We start from the raw sequence: 16,953 nt of genomic DNA, 5'->3' as shown, positions 1-16,953 counted from the left end.
CCTATTAAGAAACAAAAGCAATAACTTCACCACCAACGCCCGCAGCACGTGCAGCGCGATCAGTCATGATGCCTTTGCTTGTAGAAACAATTGCAATACCTAAACCTTGCTTAACGCTTGGAAGTTTATCTTTACCACGGTATTGGCGAAGACCTGGACGGCTTACGCGCTTAACCATTTCGATAACTGGTTTGCCTTCGAAATATTTTAAAGTAATTGTCAAAGTAGATTTTGTCTCTTCTTGAGCAACTTCTACGTTTGAAATATAACCTTCTTGTTGAAGTACGTTTGCAATTGCAACTTTCAACTTAGAAGAAGGCATAGAAACAGTTTGTTTCTTAGCCATTTGTGCGTTACGAACACGTGTTAGCATGTCGGCAACGGTATCTTGCATACTCATTTAGTCGCTCCTTACCAGCTTGCCTTAACAACGCCTGGTACATCACCCTGCATTACTGTGTCACGTAATTTGTTACGGCTTAAACCGAACTTACGGAAGTAACCATGAGGACGACCAGTTAAACCACAACGGTTACGAAGACGTACCGGAGATGCATTACGTGGCAACGCTTGTAACTTTAACATCGCTTCGAAACGTTCTTCTTCACTTGCATTTACGTTTGCAATCGTAGCTTTTAATTCAGCACGTTTTGCAGCGTATTTAGCAACTGTTTTTTCGCGTTTCAATTCGCGATTAACCATACCTTTCTTAGCCATATCGACCTCTTATTTGAACGGGAAGCCGAATGCACGCATAAGCGCACGGCCTTCGTCATCGGTGCGAGCAGTCGTAGTAATAGTAATATCCATACCACGAATACGATCAATCTTATCGAAATCGATTTCAGGGAAAACGATTTGCTCTTTCAAACCCATTGAGTAGTTACCACGACCATCAAATGATTTCGAAGAGAAACCACGGAAGTCACGGATACGAGGGATTGCGATTGAGATCAAACGGTCCAAGAATTCGTACATTTGGTCGCCACGTAAAGTAACTTTACAACCAATCGGCCAACCGTCACGGATTTTAAAACCAGCGATAGATTTGCGAGCAAGTGTAATTACTGGTTTTTGACCAGCAATTAATTGCATGTCGACTACAGCGCCATCCAATAATTTCTTATCAGTTGCAGCTGCGCCTACACCCATGTTTAGGGTAATTTTTGTGATGCGTGGAATTTCCATCACGTTCTTAATGCTAAGTTCTTCTTTTAACTTTGCTTTAAGTTCATCATTGTAACGTGCTTTAAGTCTGGCCATTGCCTTTTCAACCTATTACTTCGCTACCGCCACTGATTCACCATTTGATTTATAAACGCGAGTTTTCACGCCATCAATCACTTGGTAACCAACACGGTCAGCCTTCTGGGTTGTAGCATTTAAAATTGCCACGTTTGAAATATGAAGCGAAGCTTCTTGAGTAACGATACCGCCTTCAGCGCCAGTTACACGATTCGGCTTTTGATGCTTCTTCACTAAGTTAAGGCCTTCAACCTTAACGCGGTCTTCAGAAACAGACAATACAGTACCCTGTTTGCCTTTTTCTTTACCTGCGATCACGATAACTTGATCGCCTTTTTTAATCTTAGCCATGATTGCCTCTTATAGAACTTCAGGAGCCAATGAAATGATTTTCATGAACTGTTCAGTACGAAGTTCACGAGTCACTGGTCCGAAGATACGAGTAGCAATCGGAGCTTTGTTGTTGTTCAGAATAACTGCAGCATTATCATCAAAACGGATCACAGAACCATCTGGACGACGAATGCCGAATTTAGTACGAACTACAACCGCATTCATCACGTCACCTTTTTTAACACGTGCGCGTGGGATTGCTTCTTTTACAGTAACTTTAATAATGTCGCCAACAGAAGCATAACGACGATGTGAACCACCAAGTACTTTAATACATTGTACGCGGCGAGCACCACTGTTGTCTGCTACGTCGAGCATAGTTTCGGTTTGAATCATTGCCCTACTCCAAAACCGAGCATCACCGGTCACAATTTCGAAAGGCTCAAAGAGTACTCGAAATTGACCGATGATGCAACAAGAACGTCGAATTACTCAGCAGCTGCTTCAACTACTTCCACTAAAGTCCAAGCTTTAGTTTTAGAAATTGGGCGGCTTTCTTTGATTGTCACAACATCACCAATTTTAGCGACATTGTTCTCATCATGAGCGTGTAACTTAGTTGAACGGCGAATTGACTTGCCATACAACGGGTGTTGAACGCGGCGTTCAATAAGAACAACAATAGATTTATCCATTTTGTCACTTACGACTTTGCCGGTTAACGTGCGGACTGTTTTTTCACTCATTGTCCGTTCCCCTGTTTTTCGGTAAGGAGTGTCTTAATACGAGCAATTGTCTTACGAGCAACTTGCACTTCGTGCGATTTACCCAACTGACCAGTTGCTTTCGCCATACGAAGACGGAATTGGTTAAGCTGTTGCTCATCAAGCAAAGCTTTCAACTCTTCTACCGACTTTTCACGTAAATCTTTAGTTTTCATTACATTACCGTCCGAGTCACGATAGTGGTTTTAAACGGAAGTTTAGCAGCAGCTAAAGCAAATGCTTCACGCGCTAATTCTTCGTTCACACCTTCAATTTCGTACAGGATCTTACCTGGTTGGATCTGGCAAACCCAGTATTCCACGCTACCCTTACCTTTACCCATACGCACTTCAAGAGGCTTTTGAGTAATTGGTTTATCCGGGAATACGCGAATAAAGATTTTACCACCACGCTTAATACGGCGGCTAATAGTACGACGTGCAGCTTCAATCTGACGCGCAGTCATACGACCACGTTCAGTTGCTTTGATTGCAATCGAACCAAATGATACTGTACTACCACGATGCGCTAGACCAGTATTACGGCCTTTGTGCACCTTACGGAATTTGGTACGTTTAGGTTGCAACATGGATTATTCTCCCTTGTCAGCAGCACGGTCACCGCGACGACCACGACGCTCTTGACCTTCACCACGACCACGACCACGTTTAGCTGGACGATCTTCAGCAGGAGCAGGGTTCATGACTTGTTTCATGCCACCTAAAATCTCGCCACGGAAAATCCAAACTTTAACACCAATCGTACCGTAAGTTGTTTCTGCACGCATAGTTGCATAATCAATGTCTGCACGTAATGTATGCAAAGGTACACGACCTTCACGATACCATTCAGTACGAGCAATCTCTGCACCACCTAAACGGCCAGACACTTCAACTTTGATACCTTTAGCACCAGCACGCATAGTGTTTTGAACCGCACGCTTCATAGCACGACGGAACATTACACGCTTTTCTAATTGAGAAGCGATTGCTTCAGCAACTAAACGCGCATCTAAGTCTGGGCGATCAATTTCATTGATACTTACTTGCGCAGGAACACCCATAATGCTGGTAAGTTCGCGCTGTAATTTCTCAATATCTTCGCCTTTTTTACCGATTACGATACCAGGACGAGCTGTGCTAATTGTTACTTTAGCAGCGCCTGATGGACGTTCGATAAGAATGTTGCTGATCATCGCATTCTTAAGTTTTTTAGTTAAAAACTCACGAACTTGAAGATCTTTAAGCAAGTATTCAGCGTATTGTTTCGGACTCGCATACCAGTTAGCGTTATGACGTTTCACAACACCTAGGCGGATACCGATTGGATGAACCTTCTGACCCATATCAAACCCCTACCTTAACGGTGATGTGACAAGTACGCTTCGTAATACGATCTGCACGGCCTTTAGCACGTGGCATAATACGTTTAAGGCTAACACCTTCATCAACGTAAATCGTAGAAACTTTAAGATCGTCAACATCTAAACTGTTATTGTGTTCAGCGTTTGCAATCGCAGATTCCAATGCTTTTTTTACTAAAACAGCAGCTTTTTTATTGCTGAAGTTTAAGATATTTAAAGCATGCGCAACAGATTTGCCGCGAATAAGATCTGCAACCAAACGTGCCTTTTGTGCCGAGATAGCGGCACCGCGTAATTTAGCAGTTACTTCCATCATGACACCTATTAACGTTTAGACTTCTTGTCAACACCGTGACCACGATAGGTACGAGTTGGCGCGAATTCACCGAGTTTATGACCAACCATATGCTCAGTAACAATTACTGGAACGTGATTACGACCATTATGAACAGAAATTGTTAAACCAACAAAATCTGGAAGGATCATCGAACGACGAGACCAAGTTTTAATCGGCTTGCGAGAGTTACTAGCAACAGCCGCTTCAACCTTAGCGAACAAGTGCGCATCGACGAATGGGCCTTTTTTCAGAGAACGAGGCATTAGTCAGATTCCTTTACTTGACGCGACGGTCGCGAATAATCATCTTAGTCGTACGCTTATTGGTACGTGTCTTGTACCCTTTAGCTTTTTGACCCCATGGGCTTACAGGTTGAATACCTTTGTTACGCCCTTCACCACCACCGTGCGGGTGATCAACTGGGTTCATCGCCATACCACGTACGGTAGGACGAACACCACGCCAGCGCGAAGCACCAGCTTTACCCAATGAACGAAGGTTGTTTTCTTGGTTAGAAACTTCACCAATTACAGCGCGGCATTCAACATGAATTTTACGCATTTCGCCTGAACGAAGACGAACAATCGCGTAAGAACCATCACGACCCAACAACTGAACAGAAGCACCAGCAGAACGCGCTAATTGCGCACCCTTACCAATTTTAAGTTCAACGTTATGAAGTGTAGAACCGATAGGCATGTTACGAAGTGGCAAGCAGTTACCTGGACGAATTGGAGCATCGTTACCAGATTGTACTTTATCGCCAGCACGTAAGCCTTTAGGAGCAATGATATAACGACGCTCACCATCAGCATATTTCAACAAAGCAATATGTGCTGTACGGTTAGGATCGTATTCAATGCGCTCTACAACAGCTGGGATGCTGTCTTTATTACGCTTAAAGTCAACGATACGATAGTGTTGCTTATGACCACCACCAACGTGACGAGTTGTAATGTGACCGTTATTATTACGACCACCAGTACGTTTTTTTGCTTCAACCAACGGTGAGTAAGGCGCGCCTTTGTGAAGGTGGTCATGAACCACTTTCTCTACAAAGCGACGTCCTGGAGACGTTGGCTTACATTTTTGAATCGGCATAATTTTCGTCCTTATTCCGCTGCGCTTTCAGCGGTATCGCCCAAGTCAGCCATTTCAACATCTTGGCCAGCTTTCAGGGTGACGTATGCTTTTTTAACATCAGAACGACGTCCTAATGTTTTACCAAAGCGCTTAGTTTTACCTTTAGTAATAGTAGTGTTAACTTTAACAACTTCTACACCAAAAAGTTTTTCAACTGCTTTTTTAACTTCAAGTTTAGTAGCATTAATATCTACTTTGAATACTTGAACGCCAACAGTATCACCTAAAACTTGTGCCTTTTCTGAGAAGACTGGTCCTTTAAGGACTTGATAGATACGTTCGTTGTTCATCCGAGTTCTACCTCAATTTTCTTAGCAGCAGCTACAGACATCACAACTTTATCAAACGCGATCAAGCTTACAGGATCGATTGCAGTAGCATCCACCACATCTACATGCGGAAGGTTGCGTGCTGCAAGATATAAGTTCTCATCTACAGCTTCAGTAACGATCAATGCACGAGCGGCATTTAAATCGCCAAGCTTTGCAAGCAATTCTTTAGTTTTTGGAGCTGCAATAGCAAACTCTTCAACTAATACAAGACGATCTTGGCGAACAAGTTCAGCTAAGATACATTGCATTGCACCGCGATACATTTTACGGTTTACTTTTTGAGACCAATCTTGTGGACGAGCAGCAAAAGTTTTACCACCGCCAACCCAGATTGGGCTACGAGTAGAACCCGCACGAGCACGACCAGTACCTTTTTGACGGAATGGTTTTTTACCACCGCCAGAAACGTCTGCACGTGACTTCTGAGCACGAGTACCTTGACGACCACCTGCTAAGTAAGCAGTAACAACTTGGTGTACAAGAGCTTCGTTAAATTCACGTCCGAAAGCAACTTCAGACAATTCAACAGCAGAGCCGGAAACAGTTTTCAAATTCACGGTATTTCCCCTCAGGCCTTGATGGTAGGACGTACAATCACGTCACCGCCAGTTGAACCAGGAATTGCACCTTTAACAACTAAAACAGAACGTTCAGCGTCAATAGATACGATTTCAAGACCTTGTACTGTTACGCGTTCATCACCTAAGTGACCAGCCATTTTTTTGCCTTTGAACACGCGACCAGGAGTTTGGTTTTGACCTGTAGAACCTAATACACGGTGAGAAACTGAGTTACCGTGAGTAGCGTCTTGGGTACGGAAGTTCCAACGTTTAACACCACCTTGGAAACCTTTACCTTTTGATTGACCAGTTACGTCAACTACTTGACCAACTGTGAACAAATCAACACCAATAGTACCGCCAACTTCACGACCTTCAAGCTCAGCTTCAGTAACACGGAACTCTTTAACTAAACGACCAGCAGCAACACCAGCTTTCGCGAAGTGACCTTTCTGAGCGTTAGTTACGCGAGATTCGCGACGTTCACCAGTAGTTACTTGAACAGCTTGATAACCATCAGTTTCAAGTGTTTTGATTTGCGTAATGCGGTTTGGATCGACTTCGATGACTGTAACAGGTACAGAAACACCTGCATCTGTAAAGATGCGAGTCATACCACATTTGCGACCGACTAAACCAATAGCCATGTGCATAAACCTCTAAAAAAGCGGCCTAATTAACTTAAAAGTTAATCAACCGAAAGCCTTAACCCAAAGCGATCTGAACATCAACACCAGCCGCAAGATCTAATTTCATCAATGCATCAACAGTTTTATCTGTAGGTTGAACGATATCGATCAAACGTTTGTAGGTGCGGATTTCGTACTGGTCACGCGCATCTTTGTTAACGTGCGGTGAAGTAAGAACGTTGAAGCGTTCGATGCGAGTAGGCATCGGAATTGGACCACAAACTTGTGCGCCAGTACGCTTAGCGGTTTCTACGATCTCTTGAGCAGATTGATCAATCAGACGATGATCAAAAGACTTCAAACGGATACGAATTCTCTGGTTAGACATACCAGTAAACTCCAAGCCAAACATATAAAGAATCACCTTTGACGCATCTCACCCATTGGTAAGTGTCAAAGGCAGTGAAAATCACTAAGGTCATGATCGATGCCACGACTGTAATGCACATTTACCACTTTCTTCGCAGTAAATGCCCCTCCTATTGAGGGTCGCTCATTATAACGATTGTTTAAGTCTTATGCAATTCTCTTTTTCTATTTTCTCCACAAAACCTGCTTTAATCGAGTATTGGGAACTAAACTAAGCACTTATTACAAATTCAATCGCTTTATTTAGAAGTTGATTACCTTGTTCAAATTTTTGTGCTTCGGAAGAATATAATTCACGCGTAGATTGAACATATTCTCCATCAAAAATAGAAAGCTCTTCTTCATCTTCAAGTAAAAGCGCTAGAGCTGCTGGTGTCATCTCTGGATGGAACTGAAAACCCAGTACATTTTTTCCAATCTGATACATCTGATTGCGACAGGCCTGATTTTCAGCCAAATGTATAGCACCTTTAGGTATTTCAAATGTCTCGCTATGCCACTGCATCACCTTTATTTTCTCTGGTAATGGGAAGCTTTCTTGAGGTAGATTCGCAACTCTCTGAACTGTTGACCACCCAAGTTCCTGATAGCGATTACGGCTTACCGCAGCCCCTAACGCATTAGCAATTAACTGCCCCCCTAAACAAAGACCAATAGCTGGCTTTCCCGCTGCCAAATAACGACGCAACCATCTTTTTTCTATCTTTAGCCAAGGGAAGTTTGCCTCATCATTTACACTCATTGTGCCACCCATGACCAATAGTAAATCAACCTCATCAATTCGAGGCAAAGCTTCTATTTCAAGTGACCGATCAACAGGAAGTGCAAAAAACTCTGTAGAGCTAATTGTCGCGTGGTGGGCTTTTAAAAATGAATAACAACTTCCAAACCCCTCACCCGCGATATGTTGAAAATAGTGAACACGTAAATGCGACTTCATGCGCTTAAACCTATTGTTGTTAGAATGTTGTAGTGGTCTTTGCAAAAATAAAGCCAAGTTTTTATTTTATGAGTCTACTGTAACGAAACGTCTTATAAAACTTCGTAAATCTAGCGAAGAATCTAAATTTCTCTTAATCTAACTTTATTATTTGAAATGCAAAGCACTATGAAAAAGCATAACGACTTCCAGACTCGCCTCATTCATGCACAAAGAAAGGCTCCGCAATTTATTGAAACAGTGCAACCACCCTTATTTCGTGCATCTACTATTATTTTTAAATCAACTTCGCACCTTTTTGATCGCCACTGGACGGATGATTACGATTATAGCTATGGGACACACGGCACCCCCACTACCTTCACCTTAGGCGACAATATTGCGCAAATTGAAGGTGGATTGCATTGTTTACTTGCACCAAGTGGCTTATCAGCAATTAATGTTGTGAACTCAGCATTTTTAAGTACTGATGATGAAGTATGGGTACCAGACAACATTTATGGACCAAACCTTGAGCATTTAAATCATCTGCAAAATCAATATGGCGTTATTGTCAAAGTGTACAACCCTATTGACGCCTCAAGCTTTCAACCAACTGAAAAAAGCAAACTGTTATGGTTAGAGGCAGCAGGCTCAGTTACTTTAGAATTTCCTGATCTTAAGAATCTAGTCAAAAAAGCCAAAAAACACGGTGTATTAACAGCCCTAGATAACACTTGGGGAGCTGGGCTTGCGTTTAATGCTTTTAATTTTTCTGATGAACATCTATCAGTCGATTTAACCGTGCATGCACTCACCAAATATCCGAGTGGCGGCGGTGACATCTTAATGGGCAGCATTGTAACTCGTGATGAGAAACTTCATCACCGCCTATTCCGTACGCATGCCATTTTAGGTATTGCAGTTTCAGGAGATGATGCAGCTCAAGTCCAACGCAGTCTTGCTCATATGTCTTTACGTTATGAACAACAATCAACCAATGCTCAAACTTTACTTAAATGGCTAAAAGACCAATCTCAATTTGCACAAGTTCTACATCCAAGTGATGAGGCCGCCCCAGGCCATCAATATTGGCAAGAAATCTGCATAGATAATCAAAGTGCTGGTCTAGTCAGTGTTATTTTCAAACCTGAATATGACATTACAGCAGTATGTCGTTTTTGCGATGCATTAGCGTTATTTAAGCTCGGTTTTAGCTGGGGAGGACCCGTTAGTCTGATTATGCTTTATGATTTAAAAATGATGAGAAAACTTGAGAATACACATTTACAACAAGGATTATTGGTTCGCTTCTGTATAGGACTAGAAGATCCACAAGATTTAATACAAGATATCGAAAATGCACTGAAACAACTGTAAAAACGACAAGATCATAGTGACTCGAACCACAGGATAAAAATATATGGGTACACCGATTGTTATTGCTAAAAATATTAATGACACATCCAAAGAAATTGTTTTACTTTCCCAGTTTGCTAACCGCCATGGACTTATTGCAGGCGCCACGGGTACAGGTAAAACAGTTACGTTAAAAGTTCTAGCAGAGAGTTTTTCTCGAATTGGTGTACCGGTATTTCTTGCCGATGCTAAAGGTGATGTTTCGAGTCTCGCAAAAGCGGGAGAAGCTTCAGATAAATTTAATGAACGACTAAAGCTTTTGCAGATTGATAGCGTTCCTTTCGCAGCTAATCCAGTTGTTTTTTGGGATTTATTTGGTCAACAAGGCCACCCTATTCGCACTACCATTTCTGAAATTGGGCCAATTTTATTGGCTCGTATGCTCAATTTAAATGATACTCAAGAGGGTGTGCTATCTGCTGTATTCCGTATTGCAGATGACCAAGGTCTACTATTAGTCGATTTTAAAGATTTAAAAGCCATGATCACTTTTGTGAGTGAACATGCAGCCGAGTTTAAAGCAGAATATGGCAATTTATCTCCAGCAAGTCTAGGCGCTATTCAACGCAATTTACTCGCCCTTGCCGACCAAGGTGGAGAGCAATTTTTTGGTGAACCTGCTTTAAATATTTTAGATTTTATTCAAACCGATGCAAATGGTCATGGCTACATTAATATTCTTGCGGCTGACAAGCTCATGAATACACCTAAACTATATGCCACTTTCCTTTTATGGATGCTTTCAGAACTATTTGAACAGCTTCCGGAAGTCGGTGATATGGATAAACCTAAACTCGTGTTTTTCTTTGATGAAGCTCACTTATTATTTGACAATGCCAGCCAAGCACTCCAAGACAAAATTGAACAAGTTGTACGTTTAATTCGTTCTAAAGGAGTAGGTATCTATTTCATTACCCAAAATCCACTCGATTTACCTGAAAGTGTTCTAGGTCAACTTGGTAATCGCGTTCAACATGCCCTACGCGCATTTACCCCTAAAGATCAGAAAGCGGTAAAAACCGCAGCAGATACTTTCCGAGCCAATCCAAACTTTAAAGTTGATGAAGCGATTACTGAACTTGGTGTTGGTGAGGCACTCATTAGCTGCCTAGATGGGCAAGGTACTCCACAAATTGTTGAGCGCGGCTGGGTCATGCCTCCTTACTCTGCATTTACACCAATCACTCCAGAAGAGCGTCAAGCTTTAATCTCACAAAGTATTATTGCTGGAGTTTATGAGCAGGTTGTAGATCGTGATAGCGCCTATGAAATGCTACAAAATAAAGTGGCTGAACGCGAACAGCAGCAACAAAATGCCGAGCTTGCAAAACAACAAGCGAAAGAGCAAGAAACCCTAGCAAAACAGCAGGCGAAAGAGCAGGAAAGATTGGCACGTGATCAATTAAAAGAGGAAGAACGAGCAGCGCGTGAAAGAGCCAAACTCACCCAAGATATTGTTGGAACTTTTGCAAAAAGTGCTGCGCGCAGTTTAGGAGGAAGTACAGGTCAAAAACTTGTTCGAGGCCTACTTGGCTCTTTATTTGGTAAATAAAAAATATTTAATAACATAACGTTAATTTAAGGGGATTTTATATCCCCTAATTTTTTTATGGTTTTTCTCGAAAAGCTATTGCCATTAATTTTTTAAAGATGTATTTTAAATACATCTTATATAGCCAGATAAATAAGGTCTAGCCATGACTCCACAACAAATTGAACTTGTTAAATCTACTGTACCGGTTTTACGTGAACACGGTGTTACGCTGACTACATACTTTTATAAGCGTATGCTTAATAACAATCCCGAATTAAAAAATGTTTTTAACTTAGATGACCAAACTAGCTTACGTCAGCCACGTGCGCTTGCAGCTGCCGTTCTTGCTTATGCAGAAAATATTGAGAACCCTACTGTTCTAGCTAAAGCTGTTGAACGTATCACCACTAAACATGTGAGCTTAGATATCCAGCCTGATCAATATGCAATTGTTGGTGACAACCTACTTCATTCAATTAGTGAAGTACTTAACGTGCCATTTGAATCAGAACTTATCGAAGCGTGGAAGCAAGCTTATCTACAATTGGCCGATATCTTGATTGGCGTTGAAAAACAAAAATATGAACAACTTGAGAGCTTAAAAGGTGGATGGGCTGGCTGGCGTCCATTTGAAATTACACAAATTGATCCTCTTGAATCTGGCAAACGTTTCACTTTAAAAGCAACTGATCATGAGGACGTACTAACCAGTCCTGCAAATGCTTTTATTTCGGTTAAGGTACAAGTTCCAGAGCAACAGCTTGAACAGCCGAAAGCTTTTAAATTTACAGAAGCTCAAGAAAATAACTCATATCACTTTGACGTTCAGCCTGAAGAAAACCATACTGAATTTTCAGTTTCGAACATCTTGCTTGAGCATTATAGAGTTGGTGATCAAGTACAGGTTTCAGCGCCTTTAACGCTGTAATGTAAAAACCTCTTGCCTGAAAGTTTTCTTATTTAAACTTTCAGGCTAAGATGATCATCCTTTTTCTCTTCCATTTTTGGTGATCATGCAGCTTAATAAATTTACCGATTATGCATTACGAATATTAATGTATGTTGCACGCCCAAGTGATGCACCCTACACGATTGCAGAAATCGCGAAAGATTTGCATGTTTCACAAAACCATCTGGTTAAAGTTGTTCACTTTATGGGCAAACAAGAATGGATTATTACCATTCGTGGGAAAGGCGGTGGAATTCGCTTAAACCCAGATGCACTTAACTGCAATTTGGGTTCAATTGTTCGAATATTACAAGGTGATAATCAAATCGTTGAATGCAATACACCACCTTGTGTATTACGCAGTCACTGTGGTTTAAAAGGTATTTTAGATCAAGCTTTAGAGAGCTTTTATCAAAGCCTAGACCAATACACTCTCGGAGAAGTTTTGCAGCAATCAAAATCTGCTCCTGCTAACTCCCCTATAGCCTTTTTAGAAATCTAACTTCTATTGATTTTCATAAGTTGATTTATTGAAAATTAGCAAGAATACCCAAGCTCCTTTATACTAGGCGCGAGCCCTCTCATTTAAAAAGTTATTTTTTATGCGTCGTAGTGAAAAATCAAAAGACACCAAAGCCAGACTCGCACCCAAGCAAAAGATCAGCTATGAAAAAGCACCAGATCCGGCGATCACAGCCTATGCTGTGCAATCTCTAAACTGGTTACGCCAAGCTGAGTTTCTAATGAGTGCACCTAAATTGGCACTTTGTGTTGAAGATAGTGGCTACGAAATTGCTTTTGCAGGACGCTCAAATGCGGGTAAGTCTAGTGCTATTAATGCATTAACTAATCAGAAACAACTTGCCCGTGCTTCTAAAAAGCCTGGTCGTACCCAGATGATTAACTTCTTTAGTCTAGGTAATCCTGATCAGCGTTTAGTCGATCTTCCAGGTTACGGTTATGCAGCTGTACCTGAAGATATGAAGAAGGTGTGGCAAAAGGAATTAGAAAACTATCTAATTCACCGTAAAAGCTTACAAGGCTTAGTCTTACTTATGGATATTCGCCATCCTCTACAGCATTTTGACATGATGATGCTAGAGTGGGCTTATTCGCGTCATCTATTCGTTCATATTCTCTTAACGAAAGCAGACAAACTTAATCGTGGTCCTGCAAATAAAGTATTGCTTGAAGTTAAACAACAACTTAAAAAAATGAAGCTTGATTTTTCCATTCAGCTTTTCTCTTCACTTAACAAATTAGGTTTGGAAGAGCTTGCAAGTGTCATGGGTGGACGTCTGCATTTTACGCTAGATCAACAGCCAGAATTTGATGTCGATTCAATCCCTGAAGCGACAGATGAAGATGCTGAAAGCTAAATTGTCATAACAGATACAATTTTTTCATTAAATTTATACTCAATTGTCCCCTATTGCTAAACACAAATGTAGGGGCTTTTTTTATACTCGTTATAACTTCATCGAGTTAAAAATCAGGACTAAATGATGAAATTGTTATCTTTTTTGAAGAATAAGGCTTTAGGTTCTTCTATTGATTATAAAATTCTTCCACGTAAAGTGAAATTTGACTGGAAAGATACCCCTGTCGACTGGATTCCAAATCAGCCTTTCGCAAGTTATTTTATTAATGAAATTAATAATATCTTACCTGCTGGTGAGTTCTGGTTTTGCCGTTTGTATAACAAGGTTTTACCGCAAATCACAGATGAAAAACTCAAGCAGGATGTACAAGCATTTATCCGTCAGGAAGCTATGCATGCCAATGCACACACCTCCGCAAACAAAGAATATTTAAACGTACGTAATATTGATATTCAGAGAAATCTGGACATTATGAACTATTTATTTACGACAGCTTTGGCAGATAAGCCTTTTGATAAAGAAGTTCCAAATTTCTTACAAGGCCAATGGGATTTATTCCGTTTAGGTGTTGTTGCCACTGTTGAACATATGACCTGTGTGTTAGGTAAATATGCTCTATATAACAAGCGCTGGGAAGAATTAGGCGCTGACCCTGAAATGGTCGATCTGGTTAAATGGCATGGTTCAGAAGAAATTGAACACCGTACGGTAGCCTTTGATTTATATCGTCATCTTGGTGGTGGTTATATTCCGCGCTACTATTTAAGCCTTGCCGTGATTGTGCTGGTACTTGGTTTATGGGTAGACGGTGCTGCACACATCATGAAACAAGATCCACGCTTTGCAGATGCCGCTAAATCTAGATTTTTCCCAGTGTGGGTTGCTATAGAATGGCTTAAGATTAGTCGTAAAGATAACCAAGTATTACCAAATCCATTTTGGCTTATTGCTCAACAAATTGATTACCTTATGCCTTGGTATGATCCAGTCAAAGAAGGTAGCACTGAAGATGCTGTTAGCTATTTATCGCAATCTCCAGCAGCAAAAAGAGCAGAACTTCAAGCAGCTTAAAAATAAAAAAGCAGGATTTTAAATCCTGCTTTTTTATTTCGAGATATTAGACACTAATATCTTTATCTTTCGTATAGCGATCTACAACCACACTAATCATCATATCGCCTTGCACATTTACCACAGTTCTCACCGTATCTAGTAAGCGGTCAATTGGCAGTAAAATAGCAATTGCTTCAGCTGGTAAACCTACTGATTGTAAAACCATAATCATAGTCACCATGCCAGCGCTTGGAATTCCAGGTGCACCAAGTGATGCAATCATTGCTGTTAAACAGACGATAATTTGCTGTGTCAGGTTTAAATCTAATCCTACCAAATTCGCTACAAACAGTGCAGCTGCCGCCTCATATAAAGCAGTACCATCCATGTTTAACTGAGTGCCAAGTGGGATAACAAACCCTGCTGTTTGAGGGCGCACACCTAAGTTTTCTTGTGCACACTTCATGCTAAGCGGCATTGTGGCAGAGCTAGAACTGGTTGCAAATGCTGTAATTAACGCTGTACGTGTCCCTTTGAAAAAAGTCCAAGGGCTCATGCGACCAAAAATCCAAAGCAATAGTGGTAAAACAACAGCACCATGGAAAATGGTTGTGCCTGTTACAACGACTGCAAACTCAGCCAAACGACTTAATACCGAAATATCTTCGGTTGCCATTAACTTTGCTAATAAAGCAAAAATACCCAAAGGCGCTAATTTCATGACCCAGCCAACAAGCAGCATCATCATTTCAAAGAACTGGTGGCTCAATACACGAATACTTTTGAAACGTTCCCCACCCTGTACCAAAGCAACACCGACAAATAAAGCAAAGACCACAACGGCTAAAACGTTACCATCACTAAATGCTTTAAATGGATTGATTAAAGTATTTTGAATAAAATTAGTGAAAAAACTTGCCGGGTTTAAACTATCTGGTGCTTGATAATTTTGCATAGATGTTTGGAAAATAGAAATATCTATGCCACGCCCCACCTCAAATAAATGAGCACAACTAATACCTAAAATTAGGGCTAAAGTCGTTGTAGTTAAACAGCATAAAAATGTGATTTTCCAGACTGGCCCTAACTGTCCGCCCGCTTGTAAGTTTGATACCCCTACAACAATCGAACTGAAAATTAAGGGCACCAAAAGCATTTTAAGAAGCCCGATAAAAACACTACTTAATATTCCAAGCCCATATAAACTATGTTTTACAAAAGCTGTGTCTGGATACATGGTGAGTAGGAAACCAAAGGCTAAACCTAAAATGGCGGCAATCAGAATTTGTGTATTTAAGTTCATATCAGCATTATTTTTTTCAGTTGGCATACCTGTTTACAATATGACATGAGGTTGCTTTTCATTCGAGCAATTTTTTGTCACATCGTTCCCATTAAAAATAAAAAAGCCATCTGGTTAGATGGCTCTTCAATAGGACTATTGAGTTTCAATTTCCCGCAAACGAATTAAACCCTCTTGCACCGTACTACATACAAGCTGGCCATTTTGCCACATACGACCAAAATTAAGACCTCTTGAAGCCGCACTCACTGTGGCTTCCATGTCATAAAGCATCCACTCATCTGCGCGCAATGGACGGTGGAAATAAATGGCATGATCAATACTTGCACATTGCAAACTTGGAGAAATATAACTTAAACCATGCGGTCTTAAAGCCGTTGTCATTAAGGTAAAGTCTGAATAAAACGCAACAATTGCTTGATGCAAGGCAATATCATCTAATTGTTTTGGAATACGGTCATGGGTACGAATATAATGCGCATTATAGGGAGCTTCAGGTTGCGGCTGAAACGGGTTTACCGGATCAATTGGGCGAATTTCTACATGACGCTCGCGCATGAAACTAGCACGAACATTTTCAGGTACAAAGTTTAAAATACCCTGTTTTAGCTCATTTTCAGATTTAAGTGTTTCCGGTGCAGGATACTCAGGTTCTTGATGTTGATAGTTCAAGCCTTCTTCTGGATTGGCAAAAGACACCATGGCTGAAAATATAACTCGCCCATGCTGAATCGCACGAACTTGACGACTTACAAAACTTTTTCCATCCCGTAAACGGTCTACTTCGTAGATTATTGGGGCATTAATATCGCCGCCATACAAAAAATATGCATGTAAAGAATGCGCTGGGCGATCAGTTGTATAAGATGCTGCACGTAAAGCCTGACCCAAAACCTGTCCACCAAAGACACGTTTACCGACAAGATTACGGCTCATGCCACGGTAAATATTTTCTTCTAGCTTTTCTAAAGTGAGAAGCTCGACTAGTTCTTGGGTTAACGCATTCATGAGAGATACCTTCATATTTCAGGTAAAAAATCGTATTAAAGGACAGATGTGTAGAATCTATTGTGCCATAAAAAACTATTTGAACATGGAACAATCAGTCAACTTCTGATGAACATTGCTCATATAACAGCTAAAAATACGATTTTTAACGATAAAATATGCCAAAAGCATTATAATTTATAAGAAAGTAGCATATTGTTTTTTTCAATAAATGCCTCAAAATAATTACCCTCCGCATTTGGTGCTGGGAT

The 16,953-nt window shown here is 40.9% G+C and carries 24 protein-coding genes and 2 pseudogenes; 7 read left to right on the top strand and 19 right to left on the bottom strand.

The features are described 5' to 3' along the window. Positions 1–4: 4 nt before the first annotated feature. From rpsH to AOLE_RS02110, 17 genes and pseudogenes are all read right to left on the bottom strand, one after another. Complete coding sequence (gene rpsH, locus AOLE_RS02190) at positions 5–400, bottom strand: 30S ribosomal protein S8 (RefSeq protein ID WP_002049732.1); 396 nt, start codon at positions 398–400, stop codon at positions 5–7. 11 nt (positions 401–411) lie between these two features. After that, positions 412–717: a 30S ribosomal protein S14 gene (gene rpsN / locus AOLE_RS02185; RefSeq protein WP_004789619.1), complete on the bottom strand. Its 306-nt coding sequence runs from the start codon at positions 715–717 to the stop codon at positions 412–414. A 9-nt stretch (positions 718–726) separates the two neighbouring features. Next, positions 727–1,263, bottom strand: a complete 537-nt coding sequence (gene rplE / locus AOLE_RS02180) for a 50S ribosomal protein L5 (protein WP_004789621.1) — start codon at positions 1,261–1,263, stop codon at positions 727–729. A 15-nt stretch (positions 1,264–1,278) separates the two neighbouring features. Next, complete coding sequence (rplX, locus tag AOLE_RS02175) at positions 1,279–1,596, bottom strand: 50S ribosomal protein L24 (RefSeq protein ID WP_002116820.1); 318 nt, start codon at positions 1,594–1,596, stop codon at positions 1,279–1,281. Positions 1,597–1,605: 9 nt separating this feature from the next. Further along, positions 1,606–1,974, bottom strand: a complete 369-nt coding sequence (gene rplN / locus AOLE_RS02170) for a 50S ribosomal protein L14 (RefSeq protein ID WP_001982634.1) — start codon at positions 1,972–1,974, stop codon at positions 1,606–1,608. A 92-nt stretch (positions 1,975–2,066) separates the two neighbouring features. Continuing rightward, on the bottom strand, positions 2,067–2,324 hold the full coding sequence (gene rpsQ / locus AOLE_RS02165) for a 30S ribosomal protein S17 (RefSeq protein WP_001291845.1): 258 nt from the start codon (positions 2,322–2,324) through the stop codon (positions 2,067–2,069). Continuing rightward, on the bottom strand, positions 2,321–2,518 hold the full coding sequence (gene rpmC, locus AOLE_RS02160) for a 50S ribosomal protein L29 (protein WP_000849928.1): 198 nt from the start codon (positions 2,516–2,518) through the stop codon (positions 2,321–2,323). The genes rpsQ and rpmC overlap by 4 nt, the downstream gene beginning before the upstream one ends. After that, entirely contained in the window at positions 2,518–2,931 is a 414-nt protein-coding gene (gene rplP, locus AOLE_RS02155) for a 50S ribosomal protein L16 (protein ID WP_002049688.1), read from the bottom strand. The genes rpmC and rplP overlap by 1 nt, the downstream gene beginning before the upstream one ends. Further along, positions 2,871–3,687, bottom strand: a pseudogene (rpsC, locus tag AOLE_RS02150) (30S ribosomal protein S3). The gene rplP and the pseudogene rpsC overlap by 61 nt, the downstream one beginning before the upstream one ends. Before the next feature lies 1 nt (position 3,688). Continuing rightward, positions 3,689–4,018: a 50S ribosomal protein L22 gene (rplV, locus tag AOLE_RS02145; RefSeq protein ID WP_004639524.1), complete on the bottom strand. Its 330-nt coding sequence runs from the start codon at positions 4,016–4,018 to the stop codon at positions 3,689–3,691. A gap of 11 nt (positions 4,019–4,029) precedes the next feature. After that, positions 4,030–4,305: a 30S ribosomal protein S19 gene (rpsS, locus tag AOLE_RS02140; protein WP_001138119.1), complete on the bottom strand. Its 276-nt coding sequence runs from the start codon at positions 4,303–4,305 to the stop codon at positions 4,030–4,032. A gap of 13 nt (positions 4,306–4,318) precedes the next feature. Next, positions 4,319–5,143, bottom strand: coding sequence for a 50S ribosomal protein L2 (gene rplB, locus AOLE_RS02135; RefSeq protein WP_005301260.1), 825 nt, complete (start codon positions 5,141–5,143; stop codon positions 4,319–4,321). A gap of 11 nt (positions 5,144–5,154) precedes the next feature. Next, positions 5,155–5,475, bottom strand: a complete 321-nt coding sequence (gene rplW / locus AOLE_RS02130) for a 50S ribosomal protein L23 (RefSeq protein WP_003653662.1) — start codon at positions 5,473–5,475, stop codon at positions 5,155–5,157. Further along, complete coding sequence (rplD, locus tag AOLE_RS02125; RefSeq protein WP_003653663.1) at positions 5,472–6,074, bottom strand: 50S ribosomal protein L4; 603 nt, start codon at positions 6,072–6,074, stop codon at positions 5,472–5,474. The genes rplW and rplD overlap by 4 nt, the downstream gene beginning before the upstream one ends. 11 nt (positions 6,075–6,085) lie before the next feature. Then, positions 6,086–6,724 (bottom strand): 50S ribosomal protein L3, encoded by a 639-nt coding sequence (gene rplC, locus AOLE_RS02120; protein WP_004639526.1) that lies wholly within the window; start codon positions 6,722–6,724, stop codon positions 6,086–6,088. A gap of 58 nt (positions 6,725–6,782) precedes the next feature. After that, the gene (gene rpsJ / locus AOLE_RS02115) at positions 6,783–7,094 is read right to left on the bottom strand and encodes a 30S ribosomal protein S10 (protein WP_000070912.1); all 312 of its coding nucleotides are present in this window, start codon (positions 7,092–7,094) and stop codon (positions 6,783–6,785) included. Between the two features lie 252 nt (positions 7,095–7,346). Further along, positions 7,347–8,075: a type 1 glutamine amidotransferase gene (locus AOLE_RS02110; RefSeq protein WP_004789634.1), complete on the bottom strand. Its 729-nt coding sequence runs from the start codon at positions 8,073–8,075 to the stop codon at positions 7,347–7,349. Positions 8,076–8,243: 168 nt separating this feature from the next. Between AOLE_RS02110 and AOLE_RS02105 the strand changes: the two genes are divergently transcribed. From AOLE_RS02105 to AOLE_RS02080, 7 genes and pseudogenes are all read left to right on the top strand, one after another. After that, positions 8,244–9,434 (top strand): PLP-dependent transferase, encoded by a 1,191-nt coding sequence (locus tag AOLE_RS02105; RefSeq protein WP_013196779.1) that lies wholly within the window; start codon positions 8,244–8,246, stop codon positions 9,432–9,434. 43 nt (positions 9,435–9,477) lie between these two features. Next, a complete protein-coding gene (locus AOLE_RS02100; RefSeq protein WP_013196778.1) occupies positions 9,478–11,025 on the top strand; it encodes a helicase HerA-like domain-containing protein in 1,548 nt (515 codons plus the stop codon). A 30-nt stretch (positions 11,026–11,055) separates the two neighbouring features. Further along, positions 11,056–11,168, top strand: a pseudogene (locus AOLE_RS20235) (hypothetical protein); the annotation flags it as partial. A 2-nt stretch (positions 11,169–11,170) separates the two neighbouring features. After that, positions 11,171–11,935, top strand: a complete 765-nt coding sequence (locus tag AOLE_RS02095; protein WP_013196777.1) for a globin domain-containing protein — start codon at positions 11,171–11,173, stop codon at positions 11,933–11,935. Positions 11,936–12,020: 85 nt separating this feature from the next. After that, positions 12,021–12,458, top strand: a complete 438-nt coding sequence (locus tag AOLE_RS02090) for an RrF2 family transcriptional regulator (RefSeq protein WP_013196776.1) — start codon at positions 12,021–12,023, stop codon at positions 12,456–12,458. 100 nt (positions 12,459–12,558) lie between these two features. Next, entirely contained in the window at positions 12,559–13,335 is a 777-nt protein-coding gene (yihA, locus tag AOLE_RS02085; protein WP_004789642.1) for a ribosome biogenesis GTP-binding protein YihA/YsxC, read from the top strand. A gap of 123 nt (positions 13,336–13,458) precedes the next feature. Beyond that, entirely contained in the window at positions 13,459–14,409 is a 951-nt protein-coding gene (locus tag AOLE_RS02080; RefSeq protein ID WP_081399102.1) for a metal-dependent hydrolase, read from the top strand. A gap of 46 nt (positions 14,410–14,455) precedes the next feature. Here AOLE_RS02080 and AOLE_RS02075 read toward each other — a convergent pair whose 3' ends face one another. Further along, positions 14,456–15,721, bottom strand: coding sequence for a dicarboxylate/amino acid:cation symporter (locus AOLE_RS02075; RefSeq protein ID WP_005301217.1), 1,266 nt, complete (start codon positions 15,719–15,721; stop codon positions 14,456–14,458). 108 nt (positions 15,722–15,829) lie between these two features. Beyond that, positions 15,830–16,702, bottom strand: a complete 873-nt coding sequence (locus AOLE_RS02070; protein ID WP_003653674.1) for an acyl-CoA thioesterase — start codon at positions 16,700–16,702, stop codon at positions 15,830–15,832. Positions 16,703–16,953 lie beyond the last annotated feature (251 nt).

The organism is Acinetobacter oleivorans DR1, assembly GCF_000196795.1.
In the GTDB taxonomy this organism is placed as follows: Bacteria; Pseudomonadota; Gammaproteobacteria; order Pseudomonadales; family Moraxellaceae; genus Acinetobacter; species Acinetobacter oleivorans.
The sequence above is the reverse complement of the archived record's forward strand: the minus strand, read 5'-3'. Positions and strand labels throughout refer to the sequence as shown.